Source organism: Haloarchaeobius salinus (assembly GCF_024464185.1).
GTDB classification, from domain to species: Archaea; Halobacteriota; Halobacteria; order Halobacteriales; family Natrialbaceae; genus Haloarchaeobius; species Haloarchaeobius salinus.
Window position 1 is genome coordinate 947,961 of the sequence record NZ_JANHAU010000002.1, and the last position, 13,040, is coordinate 961,000.

At 56.6% G+C, this 13,040-nt stretch carries 12 protein-coding genes; 7 read left to right on the plus strand and 5 right to left on the minus strand.

Translation table 11 applies throughout. The annotated features are described in order from the left end of the window. Positions 1 to 3 precede the first annotated feature (3 nt). Both NO345_RS11460 and NO345_RS11465 read right to left on the minus strand, forming a co-directional pair. A complete protein-coding gene (locus NO345_RS11460; RefSeq protein ID WP_256299289.1) occupies positions 4 to 2,637 on the minus strand; it encodes an AAA family ATPase in 2,634 nt (877 codons plus the stop codon). Between the two features lie 122 nt (positions 2,638 to 2,759). Next, entirely contained in the window at positions 2,760 to 3,359 is a 600-nt protein-coding gene (locus NO345_RS11465) for a DUF8102 family protein (protein ID WP_256299291.1), read from the minus strand. A 151-nt stretch (positions 3,360 to 3,510) separates the two neighbouring features. Between NO345_RS11465 and NO345_RS11470 the strand changes: the two genes are divergently transcribed. The 3 genes from NO345_RS11470 (at position 3,511) to NO345_RS11480 (ending at position 6,003) form a co-directional block, all read left to right on the plus strand. Next, on the plus strand, positions 3,511 to 3,972 hold the full coding sequence (locus NO345_RS11470; RefSeq protein ID WP_256299293.1) for a hypothetical protein: 462 nt from the start codon (positions 3,511 to 3,513) through the stop codon (positions 3,970 to 3,972). Positions 3,973 to 4,213: 241 nt separating this feature from the next. Beyond that, on the plus strand, positions 4,214 to 5,542 hold the full coding sequence (locus tag NO345_RS11475) for a prolipoprotein diacylglyceryl transferase (protein WP_256299295.1): 1,329 nt from the start codon (positions 4,214 to 4,216) through the stop codon (positions 5,540 to 5,542). A 173-nt stretch (positions 5,543 to 5,715) separates the two neighbouring features. Beyond that, on the plus strand, positions 5,716 to 6,003 hold the full coding sequence (locus NO345_RS11480) for a hypothetical protein (protein ID WP_256299296.1): 288 nt from the start codon (positions 5,716 to 5,718) through the stop codon (positions 6,001 to 6,003). Positions 6,004 to 6,016: 13 nt separating this feature from the next. Here NO345_RS11480 and NO345_RS11485 read toward each other — a convergent pair whose 3' ends face one another. After that, positions 6,017 to 6,895 (minus strand): endonuclease NucS domain-containing protein, encoded by an 879-nt coding sequence (locus tag NO345_RS11485; protein ID WP_256299298.1) that lies wholly within the window; start codon positions 6,893 to 6,895, stop codon positions 6,017 to 6,019. Between the two features lie 156 nt (positions 6,896 to 7,051). Here NO345_RS11485 and NO345_RS11490 point away from each other — a divergent pair, with 156 nt between their 5' ends. The 4 genes from NO345_RS11490 (at position 7,052) to NO345_RS11505 (ending at position 10,313) form a co-directional block, all read left to right on the plus strand. After that, positions 7,052 to 7,666: a DNA-directed RNA polymerase subunit epsilon gene (locus NO345_RS11490; RefSeq protein WP_256299300.1), complete on the plus strand. Its 615-nt coding sequence runs from the start codon at positions 7,052 to 7,054 to the stop codon at positions 7,664 to 7,666. A gap of 616 nt (positions 7,667 to 8,282) precedes the next feature. Next, on the plus strand, positions 8,283 to 8,669 hold the full coding sequence (locus NO345_RS11495) for a DUF8122 domain-containing protein (protein ID WP_256299302.1): 387 nt from the start codon (positions 8,283 to 8,285) through the stop codon (positions 8,667 to 8,669). Beyond that, positions 8,666 to 8,977, plus strand: a complete 312-nt coding sequence (locus tag NO345_RS11500) for a hypothetical protein (protein ID WP_256299304.1) — start codon at positions 8,666 to 8,668, stop codon at positions 8,975 to 8,977. The genes NO345_RS11495 and NO345_RS11500 overlap by 4 nt, the downstream gene beginning before the upstream one ends. Positions 8,978 to 9,080: 103 nt before the next feature. Further along, positions 9,081 to 10,313: a hypothetical protein gene (locus NO345_RS11505; RefSeq protein WP_256299306.1), complete on the plus strand. Its 1,233-nt coding sequence runs from the start codon at positions 9,081 to 9,083 to the stop codon at positions 10,311 to 10,313. 5 nt (positions 10,314 to 10,318) lie between these two features. Here NO345_RS11505 and NO345_RS11510 read toward each other — a convergent pair whose 3' ends face one another. After that, positions 10,319 to 11,665, minus strand: a complete 1,347-nt coding sequence (locus tag NO345_RS11510; protein WP_256299308.1) for a restriction endonuclease — start codon at positions 11,663 to 11,665, stop codon at positions 10,319 to 10,321. A gap of 66 nt (positions 11,666 to 11,731) precedes the next feature. Continuing rightward, on the minus strand, positions 11,732 to 12,943 hold the full coding sequence (locus NO345_RS11515) for a hypothetical protein (protein ID WP_256299310.1): 1,212 nt from the start codon (positions 12,941 to 12,943) through the stop codon (positions 11,732 to 11,734). Between the last annotated feature and the right edge of the window lie 97 nt (positions 12,944 to 13,040).

The following is a 13,040-nucleotide window of genomic DNA, read 5'->3' on the forward strand; positions in this document are numbered from 1 at the left end:
GACTTACTCGCCCCCGCTCCGCTGCAGGTCAACCTGGAAGAAGTCACGTGCGACGGTCCACAACTCACCCGCCTCGTCGTCGACAATCGCGTCAAGCCTCCCGAGTAGGCGCTCTAACTCGTTCCGCCGCAATCCCTCTAGTTGCGGGAACACGTACATGATGATCGGCGACACGTAATCCGCAGCGTCCATCGACGGAGCAACCGCGACGTATTCGTAAATATCCTCCACGATAGCCGGTCCAATTGCTCGCTCTTCGTTCACCGCGCGCCAGATTCGCCCCACCGGTTCGTAGTGATGCTCTGCTTCCGGCACATCTCCATTCGCTGCCCACACTGCGACATAGTCCGCGACGAGTGCCTCCAGTTCAGAGTCATCACCATCGTCGCGGGCAGGGAGTTCGGGTATCCCGACCGGGACGAACGCCCAGCGCCGCATGAACGCGTAACTCATCTCGTACAGTGACGTCTTATCGAGCGTATTCATCGTCGCCAGCATCCGCCAGTCCTCCGGAATGTAGAACCGGTTCGCCCCGATTTCTTCGTGACGCCGCGACGCGTCGAAAATCTGGATCGGCGCACCGTCGGAGTCATCGAACGGAAGGGTGACGCTCTCCCCGGTCAACGCCGAGAATAACGAGCCGAACGCCTTGTCGATATCCGCCCGATTGAGCTCGTCGATAATCAACCACTCATTCGCTGGTGTTCCGCTCTCGTCACGGTGGAACCGATCCAGCACGACACCGGGCTCAAATTCCAACGTGTTCTGCGTCGTCGTCTGATACCCGCCCACCGTATCGAACGTCGACCAATCAGCCGACGCCGTCACGAGCTCGTACTCATCACTCCCGACAGTCCCCTCACATACTTGCCGCGCCAGTTTCGTCTTCCCCGTCCCCGGTGGCCCGAACAACAAGACGTGGTTCCCGTTCGTCAATGCCTGCTCGACCCGTGTCTGTATCCGCTCCCACTCCGTGTCCGGGAAATGCAGTCGTCCCTGGGTAACCGTGACCTCCGAGTCCCGGACTTCAAGCTCCTCCGCGAACTCCTCGTACCGCGTCACCTCGCATAACTCCAGCACCCGCTCGTACTCACGCTCGGTGAGCTCCGTGATCACGAAGCTATTATCAGAATCGACGAGCCGGCTCCCCTCCAACTCGGCGTCCGACTTCACATCACGCCAACTCGCACCGTCTAGCGACTCGTCCCACTGGACCGTGATCCCCTGGCCGGTATCCGCGTCACCCGCTTCCGTAGGCTCTTCGTGCAACCCACGCACCACGTGCGCTCGCCCAACGACTTGCTTCACCGGCGAAATCTGATACACGACTGCTAAATCACCCGGCTTCGCAGCTCGGTACGCGTCTTGATTCCGCCGCGTTTCCCCTGCTGGACTCGTCACCTGGTAAAACGACTCACCACCTTCGTGATGCCAATCAGTCGCCTCAGCATTCACCCAGAAGTACTGCGTATTCCCCTCACGCTCCGGTAGCTCTACCCCAGCGACGTCGAGTAAATATGCACCCGCTTCCGGAGTCAAGTGACACAGATACGCCTGGATCACGTCTCCATTCTCACTCAACGGGTACCGGGTCTTCTCCTGACGAATCTCCGGATCCAATAACCCATCCCGCACCTCGTCCAGCGAGACCGGCTCTGGGAGTCGCTCTGTCGACACATCAACGAAGAAATGCTGCTCGTCGTCGAAGTCGTCTCGATACGCTTCCGTCTCGACGACCGAGCACGCACGGATCTCCCCGTTGGCGTAGTGGAACACGACATCGCCCGGCTCCAACACCGTGAGGTCACGCTGCCACTTCGTATCCGTCGAGCGGAGATACTCTCCTTCCAACTCCTCGTCGTGCGTCTGATTCACCCAGTAGAATGCGACGTCGTCCGACACCTCCGCTAACGCCTCTAGATCGATTTCGTTCGAGGAGAGCAGGTCCCCCCAACTCCAGATCATCGTCTGGACGTGGAGCATCGACGGATCCTCCACTCGGCCCTGCAGCTGCACTAAGAGTTCCCGACACGCCTCATTCAGTTCCCGATACTGCTGCGCGTCAAACCCTTGATTCACCTTATAGTCCGCGAACTCTCGGAAGAAATTCCGCATCTCCTTCCACTTATAGTGAATATACTGGTCTGGGTGGACGAACATCAGCAAGCACGTACCGAGGGCAAGAAGCGACCCCGGGGCAGTCTCATCCTCAACCTCGGCGTAATATTCACGGAACTGATCTAACCGTTCGACAATATCCTCATCCGGGTTGAGGAAAAATGAGAGTAACTCAGCAGTCGCCTCCGGATCGTCCGCGGAAATATCCTTGAACTCCTGCCACGCGACCCCTCCATTCTGACCGCCACCGAGCATATACACCGGGATCTTCGCATCGATTGCAACCGACTCATCGAGCACCTCAATCAGTACCGGGATGTCCCCCGCCGACAACGCAGTGACGTCGTGATCAGTTACGAACTCGTCGTGCAGGTGCTGCTGGTACGTCCACTTCCACGTCTCCCACCCAACCGACGAGTCGGCTTCTTCCTCGTACCCGCCAGCGTCCCACACCTCGACAAAGCGATCAAGAAGACCATCTACGTTCCCGAAGGCGATTTCGGCACCAGTATCACTCATGTATCGATGCTATCCCAAGCAACCCGCATAAGCGTACTTCCGACATGGAATTCCGTGTCGGAATTCAACTCTCTCCTCCCCCTGGTGGCGACACCCTGCTAATTGGAACAGACGCGGCTTGCTTACTCGGACGAGTCAGAATACCAGTTGTCAGACAGCATGTCCTTCGGATCGAATCCCCTGGGAGTTTCGACCGCGTCGTAGGGTTGGAACAAGGACGAATCGTCGATCATATCGTGTTCAACTGCCGCTCGTATCTCCGGTAAATTGAGAAGCGCTCCAGTTTCGAGTTTGCGTTTAATCCGGTCTCGCTCGTCCGCTGGAAGGCCATACCGCAAATCAAGGTTGAAGTCGGTCAATTCCTGTCTCTCATTCAGACTCTTCTCAATACCATTTCTGAGCAGCTGACGGAACCGATCATCAGTCGTATACCCATCCGTATCTGGAGCATGCTCGCAAAGTCGGAATAGGAAGGCAATCGCGTCTTCAGCGGCCTCGAAAACCTCCTCGTGTGCCTCACCGTCCTCGATTGCGACCTGTGAGACATCGGTTTCACTGAGCCCGTTTACCAGGTACGGGAAATCGTAAATTGCGTTCCGGGTACGGTCGCGGATTCGTTTCCGCGCGTTGCGCTCGCTTCCCTCCTGCAAATTCTTCCGGCCGTTCAGGTAATCTCGATCATCCGTCGTCAGTATTCCTCGCTTCCGATCTGGCGTAACCATACTCATTTCTAATTACGCTTATTCTCTATTTATATTCTAACCCAAATATTCGTCATCGGTTTCCGGTGACAACATTCTGGAATCGAATATGGCGGCCCCCCGGGAACTCCCAATCGCGGTACCGGCACACAACCACAACCGCCACCCAACCATGTCAGACAAGAAAGACATCCCCGACCGATTCAAAACGACTTCCCAGCGGTTCGGGAATGACCGAGACCCAGAAGACCCGTTCGACAACCCACTCTACCCGCGCCCACACGAGCTAGCTGCTGCTCTCGCTGACACAGCGCACCTCAACGAGAAGGAAGCGAAAGCCTTCGTTCACGGACACTTGGATCGTGATCTGCTATCGGACGAGCAGCTTGCAGAACACCACGACTTCGAAAACGCAGCGAAATTCAGCTCCTACGAACTCCAAGGAAAGCACTACGTCGCGGAAGCCATCTGGATCTACGAACTGATAGACGCCTACCGTCACCCCCCGATACCGGACGAATGCGCCGAATGCGGTCGAACGCTCGGCGCGACCTTCGTCGGCGACCTCGACAAAGACCCGCAATCCTTCCGCTGCCTGGACTGCGCAGGCGTTGATCCAGACGACATCCCGTAACAGACACGAGATCATGAGCACGACGCATACCGGATAAACAGCCACAAAGAGCGCCTCCGCGCGTCAACAGCAACAGCTCCCGGATACCCACCTGTTATCCCGACAACCCTGGCCACACATGCCTGACAAAACACCTGCAGTAGACTTCGCCTGCCCATACGAGTCGTGTCCGTATCGCGCACCGACAGAACGTCAAGTACGCTCGCACATCACGCACGCCACGCACGGCCCGCACGATGACGTGAACGGCTACACCATCGGCGTTGACGTCCCTGCAAGCAACGGGCAAACGCACTCTTACGAGAATACAAACAAAGTACAACTTGGAGAGACACGATTAGAACACATCACTGACGAGGTCCCCATCGCTAAACAACTCATCCTACAGACGGCGTACAACAACCCTGAGGCATCCTACACCGAGATCCATGACCTAATCCGTTCCGAGCGAGTTGAGTATTCCCTTTCCGTCGTTCGAAGCACAATTAAACACTACGTCGAACAAGCCCCCGCTCAGTCTAACGCCTCCGATTCCCCACAGGCTCCCAGTGAGACGACCGGCGAGTCCGCTGAGTCAGATCGGGTTGACTATCCCATCGTAGGTATCAACCCCATGAGTGCCACGCCATTCGACGATCAATCCCCCAACCTGGACGAAAACGGGTGTCCCTCTACTGGCGGGACCACGTCCGAGTCAGCAAACTCCGACCAGCCGTCACGCAGTACGGATGGACCAGATCAAGCAGCACCTGCTGAGACTTCCGCAACAGACACACCAGAGATAGACACCGCGTTTCCGTACGATGTCGAGGCAATTCCGGACTACTGGAGCTCAAAGCCAACAAAAATCATCGCCGCACACGAAGCGCTCGATGCGGAAAGCCGGGCCGAGATCCACGAACTTCTCACGCAAGAACACGGCATGGATATCTCGAAATCACTCGTGGAGAAAGTCCTCCACGGGTGGGGACAAGAGACCCTGAGCGACTTAACAGACCACGAACAGCGCGCCATCAACGCAATCGTCGACAAAGACGACACTGAAACGCTGGCAGACATCGCTACCCGGCTGGACACCAGCAAAGGCTGGTTGACATTCCTGAAGTACATCTACCCCCACATTGTGGTCGCAGAAGGCGGGACCGTGTCCGAGCGGCAAACCGAGTACGACCTGTCGAACGCCCCCTTCGACATCGACGGGACTCTCGACGCAGACGCATGGACGGAGATGCAACGCGTCATCATTAGTGCCCACCAAGCCCTCGACCATTCCACGGACCGAGAACTCCAAACCAAACTCGCCGACATCGGAATTCAGGTCTCAAAGGGTCAGATTCAGGGGACCCTCTCGGAGTACAGCGGGATCGACCGTCGCCAGAACCAACTCAAAGCAAAAGAGAAGACGTACGACGATCTCAACGACCGACAGCAAACCGCCGTCGATATCCTCGCCAACGCACCACCTGGGGCCACCATCACGGGCCTCGCTGACACGGTCGCCGAAACGAGACGCTACCTCTACGATATCAACGACCGATTCCACCACGTCGTCGAAACCCGTCGAGAATAACGCCTCACTCCCCAAACGCCACCCCACGACAACCAGCATCACACAGGTTGATAACCGCCGTTTGAACAGCTGGCCGTCGCGGCTCGTTACGACGCTCTGTGACTGTGACCACCGCTCTGCCAGCAATCCCCATCGAACCCTGACAGACTCAGAACGTGCCGAGACGACACACCATGGACCGGATCAGCCGCGATTTTACCCGTGCCATCTACGAGAACTTCGAAGCCCTCGCCGAACGCGCCCGCGACCAACTCCGCGACTGCCACTACGGCCAACCCAACGGCTGCCCCGCCTGCACCTTCGACGAACACTGCGGCAACGACAACAAACCCCTCCTCCGCGCCTCCGCCATCGACGTCCTCAACCAATTCCTCGGTGCAGAAGATCGAGAAGACCTCGCCGAACACCTCCCCGACGACGAACACGGCAGCGACCGCCGCCCCTACATCTTCTACTTCTGAAACAGGATCTGGATTACGTCACTTCCAGACTAGGATTGAGTTTCAATCGGTACAAATCAACATTATCGTCCGCTACTGCCCGCTTCACCCGTGTAGAGAAATCCTCCGCAATCAGGATACCACGCACCTCTTCCTGAGTCTCCCGCTTCAAATCATTCATATATCCCTTGATCTGACCAACTGCATTATCGCCTGCCTCGCCCTTTTTCAGCTCGACAACTACCCAACCATCCGAATCTTCCGCGAGGATATCGATATCACCAACAGGAATCGGAGATTCATGCTCTGTAACCGTGAGATCACTATCTATTTTCTGAAGATTTCTCATCGCCCAAACATGCATATCGTCCTCCGATGATCCTAGCGAGATCGTCGATTCAATTTCCTCAGTCGGAATCTCTGGTGCTCGATTCACCGCCGCTTTGAGATCCTCTCGGGAACCACCAAAGCTAGCCAACGTAGCTGGCGTATAGACCTGAGGGCAGTTAGAGGGTAGTTCATCCTTGGATACTGGAGTGCCCCAGTCATACCATCTGACATTTCGATGGTATCGATGGTCATCGAACGGCAGGTTGGGATGTTTTACGTATTCCGGCTCACTGACCTCACCAACGCCCACTACCAGCCCCTTCGGATTCGGTGCATAGACGATCACCGTGTCGCCTTCGCGCATTCCATCTCCCCGTTTTGTTTTCCCCAGAAAACGTGCCACTTGACGGCCAGCACCTGCGTCCTTGCTTTTCTCCACAATCTCCTCTGCGCTTTGATCTTGGAAATCACCAATCGAGCGTGCCCACCCGACCGTGACAATGTCCTGTTCAAGCCAATCAATAGCTAACGACCCACCATGGCCGGCAGTCATCCGCCACCAATTGTTCTCTTGATTTGCCATAGCGCGAAGAACTTGTAGAACTCATTTAAATGTGAATGTACAGACATCCGAAATAGTACTATTCCAGTACGATTGCGAGCAAATTAGCAATAAATCAATCCGGGTAAACGTTATACAGTAGCTGGTAGCTACTTTGGTTATAGTTGGGATATTATCGTGAGTGAGAAAGTCACCGCTGGAAATCAAACTGAGTCAGAGGAAGCAGACGGGTCTCAAGTCGATGAAACCCCGGACCTCCGGCCTTCCCGTCAGCAAGAGCGTGACCATTCCCCGGATGCGTACTCCTCGGGGTACGATTCGTTTGGTGAGACCCGCGTCGGCATAGGGAGTGCTGGCGGAAAGGTAGAGAAACTCATCCGGCATAATGAAGGCCGGCATCGTTCCGACGGCGATCACAGCACCCGTGAAGCAGTCCGCGATAAGGTTCGTGTGACGGAGGCGTTCTGCTCTGCTCTCGATCTCCCCACTCACCAGCAACAAGCGGCAGTTACCGCAATGACGACGATGAATCTTGATCGGTTCGGTCGGCAGAAACGCCTGTCAAAAGTTGCTCTCGCCACGATCAAAGTCGCCGTCGAGTGGGACCGATTTAATCGGATTCCTGATGAGGCCTTGCCGGACCTTGATGCCGACCGACTCCCACCGCGGATGCTGGAACAAGACGAGTTCCAAACGCTGCTGGAGGAACAAGAGGTTTCAAAATCCGATCTGTACAGCGTCTCACAACTGGTCAAACGCGAACTCAAAAAACACGACCACTTCCCACTGTGACTGCCGCTTCCCGCCCGCTGCAGTCGCCAACGAAGTCTCACTGGGCAAAGATCACCCCCTTTTCCTGCCAATAAATGCACAAGAGGAATCATATATGAATTTGAAATGATCGAAGGGCATTTTCTTTTAAGTATTCCCTGCGACAATATGCGGGATGAGGGTCGTCGGTCGTCGGTTCCGCCATAAGGCGGAGCGACGGCCCGGCTGCCAATTAACGCGCGAAGTTCGCCCCCTTCGTCAAGCAGGGTACCCAACTTGGCACCTTCGTAACCCCTCTTCAGAAGTGGCCAGTTCACGAAGACTCTGTTTCAGCTACGAAGGGGTACTCCATTACGCACGCGAGCTTCGAGGCTTCGACCCAGCCAACCGCTTCGGTGTACACTCCACCGTACGCGCGAGGTTCACGCATCGCTTCTCGTCGTTAGCCAGCGACGCCCCTTAGAGACCCTTCGACACTTCCCCAGAGAGTTCCATCCCTCTCGAAGCCTCACCTCGCAGGGTCTCCTCACCAATACGTATCAACGCGCCCAGTGGCAACACTGGCCAGCGCAGATACATCCCATAGGTAGCCACTGGCACTCAGACGACGACGCACCACACGCGACTCCTTCGACCAATGTCCAGCTACACCAACCTCGACCAGACGTATCTTCCGCCGATCAAACAGCACGCCCGCGACCGCTGGCACGAACGCTTCCGCACGGACCGCCCGCTCGAAGCCGCCTGGCGCGCCGCCAAACCTGTCGAAGCCCCAGCAGCCCGCTGCAGCCACGCCCGGCTCTACGAACCCGTCGACGCACTCATGCTCGTCCGCGACGGCTGGCTCCGAACCGTCCTCATCAACGACGGTCGCCTCGACACAACCGGCCTCGTGATGTGCGACGCCTGCGACGACCTCGTAGACCCGATCACAGACACGCGCTGCCCAACATGCGGAGAACCACAACCCGCCGTCCAAACCTGCGGACAAGTCACCGTCATCCGCGGAGGTAATCACCGATGAGCAGCCCCCCGTTCCTCCACATCGACGAGTTCGACGGCACCAACGGATTCGTCAAAACGAAAGCGTTCGTCAACTACACCATCGACCTCAACAGCCACACCCCTTACCAGAAAGTCATGCTCGGCAACAGCGACCGTGGCGACGTCCAACGCCCCTGCGTCGTCTTCAACGACGACATCACTCTCAACGAAGGGTGTGGCTACGTCTTCGGCGGCTTCGACAACCTCTGGCCAGAAGGAGAGGAGATACAGTTGAAGCTCGCCCAAGGCGCGTGGATCCGGAAGATCTACGACCCGAACGACGAGTAGCGCCCCTCCCACCGTTCTGCACTCGGATCAGTATCTGTGCTCGGGTCGAGTATCGTCCCGCACGCCCCAGTTTAATGACGACAGGTTGAGAAAGGTTGTAGTAATGGCAGCTACGCTCACCGAACCCGCCGTTCTCGCTGCCGCCAAAGACACCCTCTACCCTGATCTCGACGATAATCAAGAACACTACGCTGTCACGGAAACGCAGTTCACGAAACTATCGTGGGGCGGGTGGGAGATCCCTGACGATCTGCGCCGACGCCTCGCGCCGTACAACACGATTCGCCTCACAGACGGGGAACCTGACCTCCTCGGCGTCGGAATGCCCGCTCTCGAAGTCCTGAACGCCGACGCCGCAACAACCCCAGTCACGGTAATCGAAGCGAAAGGCCACAACAACGACCCGAGTGCCGCCGACGTCCGAACCGGAATCAACCAGGCACACGGCCACCTATCCGAAGTCAACATCGGGTACGTCGCTGCCCCCATCCAGAGCATCACCGACCAGGCACGCGCACTGGCCCGCGACCTCAACATCGGCGTCATCGGCGTCGAAAACCCGCACGACGCAACGCTCATCGAACCCGCTCGCGTCACCGGCGTCGGCGACTTCTCCACCACCATTGACGCGATCCGCTTCCAAGCCACAACGCACCAACTCACCGAAGGCAGTTTCCCAGTCAACCACCCGAAGAACTACCTCGGCTATGCACTCGCCCTCGCCGCAGATGGTGACACAGCTGACATCTACTCCGAGCACGTGATCAACAGCGTCTCAGGCGGCCGCCGCGGTGCAATCCTCCTCGGTCTCGTCGACAATCAGCCCGGTGGAGAGACACTCACGCACCTCGGTGCTGAGGTCGTCCGCTTCGCCCGCACTCAACACGGAACCGTCGATACTGCACTCGACGAATTCGCCTCTTGGAAAGGCCGATCCACACCGTTCACCGACCTCGCACCCCGGTGGGCGCAACTCGCCCGCTCAGTCGCCATCCAGTACGAGCCCACGCAACTCATCATCGAAGCCCTCGAACGCCTCCACCAACGCGGCATCAAACCCGCTACTATCGACGCCGTCGTCCGAGAAGCCTGCCGTATCAACCAACCACTCGCCGTAGAAGTATTCATCACCCAATCCAGGCGCGAAGACGTGCTCACCGCCGATGGTGACATCGATGAATCAGTGCTTACCGATTCGGCGGTGTACAAATCGGGAATCCACTTTCAGTTCAAATACCACCTCCGGCATATTGGACTGCTCACAGAAGGTGGGACCGACGACAAGGACGAGGTTCTATCGAACGAGTGGGCGCTACATCAAGCAGTCGGGATCTGACTGACTCACTCTTCGCCTGACTTACTCACCTCGGTGATGAGATTCCCGAACCGTCGGAGCAGGACTTCTGCATTCTCCTTGGTTGTTGTCGGCTGGTACTGTCCCTCTTTGTACTCCGCTAGTTGGATACTCGGGTGAGCTAATAGGTTGAGTGACTGTTCAATGACGTGCTGCTCCGGAACTCGTTCCTCACTGTACATGCCCTTCAAAATCAAGCGGAGTCGGTTGGCGGTTCCTTCTTCTGGATCTGCTCGTTGAAGCGCTTCCATCACGGCCAACAAGTCCTCAGTACCGCCAAGGCGAGTCCGGAGTTCATCATCGATCTGATCAAGCCGGTCATCTTGGAACGCCCCCGGTTCGGTGAGATATGCCGAGAGTGCTTCCGGTGGAATCCCATAGGTATCACGCCGTTCTAAGAGCGCCTGGAGGTGATCGGTCGCAAGGAGGACAATCCCTTGTCGGTCCGCATCTTCAATTGCCGCCGGAGTGAAGCCAGGCGCAACAACAATCGCCTGGTCGGCCGAGTGCCGCTCTTTATGCCCCTGTATCCGTGTTGCATCCGGCGAGGCCAACGTCCCACTACTTCGTGCCTTTACCTCGATGACTGCGTGAATTGGAGCCGTGATTTCAACGTCCGTATCATCTCCGCCTTCAATCCATCGCGCTTCAAACCCTAACCGAGAGAACGCCTTGGCGACCAGTTCTTCCAACTCCTCATATTGGTCACCATCCCGACTCGCCGCAACAATACGCTCTCCCAGATCTAGTTCTTGTACCTCTTCAGATTCCTCCTGCGACGGCTCCTCATCGAACTCATGAACCCGGACACCGCTCCCTGTCAACTCATTAACCGCGGTTTCAACGGACTCATACGCATCCTCTATGTCGCGGATACGCGAATCCGACACACGACTGAACCCCTGCGGAATATAATTGTCTTGGTACCCCGCGAGTTCGTTGAACGACTCAACGTCCACATCAATCTCCTCCACCCCAGTCAAGAACACCAAATACCGCCACGGACTTTCAGGATCCCACGGGTTCCCCTCAGTACGCCAGAGGTGCTCAGCCAGGTCAAGATCTTCACGTGTCCGCACAACCGTCGCCTGCGCGATGTACCTCCCATCTCGGTAGATTAACGCAATGTCCCCACCCTCCACGAACTGCCACTTCGAGTCAACTGACGTTCCCCACAGATGCACTTTCTCCGTCTCTGAATCAGTAACGGCCTCAACTTCGGTGTCAGAAAGGTACTCTTCAAACTCTGCCGGGTCATGCCCTTCCTTCACGGACTGCAGATAATCCTGATAGGCGTCCTCCCGTCCAGCTGTTATAATGGCAATCCCCGTCATTCCTGTGTGAGTGAATCACTACGTTGCCAGGAGAAAAATCACAGGGGTAGACAGGGAGTCTGCCGGTTACTCTGCAGTCTGAATTTCGGTGCGAATATCCGTCAGTTCCGATTTTACCTCCCCCTCGATCTCCTCTAGTTCCTCGTCGATCTCGTTGGCCGTCTTCCTGATTGAGGTGGTCTTCTTCCGAATCGTACTGAACCGGTCAATCGAATCGCTCACCTCACTCACGGCATTCTGAATGGCTTCCGGATCGAACGCGGTGCCCGAATCGACGTACCCTTGAACCGCTCGTGTCCGCGCCCAGTTGTACGCGATTCGAAGGAAGCCCGGTTCGACGTCGTCGTCCTCGGTTTCTTTGAGGGCAACGGAGAGCCGCTCGGAATCGAACTCGTGGAAGTACCCGACCTTGTTCGGGATGTAGGACTCGCACTCGAAGACGATGATCCCGTAATCGGCGTCACGGTTCTCCACGGCGTCAGCGAGTTCCTCCTTGATACCGCGCTGTGAGTACCCGCTGTCGCTTTTCGCTTCGACGACGATTCGCTGACCAGTATCGTTGAGCGTGATGACGAAGTCCCCGACTTTCCGGCCACTGATCTCACCAATCGTGTCGCCGGTGTACTCGACTTCGTTACTCGTGTTGTACACAAGGTTCGAGAGTATGTTCTCGACGGTGTCTTCGAAGTCGTCGCCCTTCAGCGTGGTCCGCTGCCGGATCTCTTCCTCCGTCTCCTCAGCGGTCGCTTGCTCCTCGATTTTATCACGAAGGTCTTGAATCTGATCCTGCAACGTCCGCTTGAGCCGGTACGTCGGTGTTCCCTCCGTATCGGGATCCAGCGCCTTCTGAATGCGTTCGCCGTCCTCACCGAGCTCTTCATCGAGGCGCTCGGTAAACGGCCCGTCTTCGCTGAACGCGTCCTCAATGTGCTGCTTGAGATGCCCATCCTGACCGAGATGATCCTCGAAAATCTGGGGGACGTGACCATCGTCGCCAAACTTCTCTTCAACCTCGTCCTCGATCCGGTCAATTTCCTCTTGGAGATCTCGCTGCATCTCAGTGAACTTCCGCTCGACGTACTCCTCCTGCTGAGACGTTTCCGCGAGATCCAGCGTCGTTACACCGACACGCAGCGCTCTGACGAAGGCATCCTCCCGCTCCCGATCATCGTCAAACTGCTGGAGATAATCAACGACCGTCGAATCCGTAATCTCAACATCAGTTACGTAAGCGCGGCCGTCATCCATCTCTATCCGAGGAACCCCTTCAGTAGCCATGTATCACGCCGGAAAATATCTCTCCAACTAAATAAAATGGAGGCACCAATTTCGGTACAACGAGACAATTAATATACGAAGGGCACCAAGAACTATC

Excerpts from the sequence above, each read along its gene's own strand:
- NO345_RS11460 (WP_256299289.1), bottom strand. The coding sequence starts at position 2,637 with ATGAGTGATACTGGTGCCGAAATCGCCTTCGGGAACGTAGATGGTCTT.
- NO345_RS11465 (WP_256299291.1), bottom strand. The coding sequence starts at position 3,359 with ATGGTTACGCCAGATCGGAAGCGAGGAATACTGACGACGGATGATCGA.
- NO345_RS11470 (WP_256299293.1), top strand. The coding sequence starts at position 3,511 with ATGTCAGACAAGAAAGACATCCCCGACCGATTCAAAACGACTTCCCAG.
- NO345_RS11480 (WP_256299296.1), top strand. The coding sequence starts at position 5,716 with ATGGACCGGATCAGCCGCGATTTTACCCGTGCCATCTACGAGAACTTC.
- NO345_RS11485 (WP_256299298.1), bottom strand. The coding sequence starts at position 6,895 with ATGGCAAATCAAGAGAACAATTGGTGGCGGATGACTGCCGGCCATGGT.
- NO345_RS11495 (WP_256299302.1), top strand. The coding sequence starts at position 8,283 with ATGTCCAGCTACACCAACCTCGACCAGACGTATCTTCCGCCGATCAAA.
- NO345_RS11500 (WP_256299304.1), top strand. The coding sequence starts at position 8,666 with ATGAGCAGCCCCCCGTTCCTCCACATCGACGAGTTCGACGGCACCAAC.
- NO345_RS11505 (WP_256299306.1), top strand. The coding sequence starts at position 9,081 with ATGGCAGCTACGCTCACCGAACCCGCCGTTCTCGCTGCCGCCAAAGAC.
- NO345_RS11510 (WP_256299308.1), bottom strand. The coding sequence starts at position 11,665 with ATGACGGGGATTGCCATTATAACAGCTGGACGGGAGGACGCCTATCAG.
- NO345_RS11515 (WP_256299310.1), bottom strand. The coding sequence starts at position 12,943 with ATGGCTACTGAAGGGGTTCCTCGGATAGAGATGGATGACGGCCGCGCT.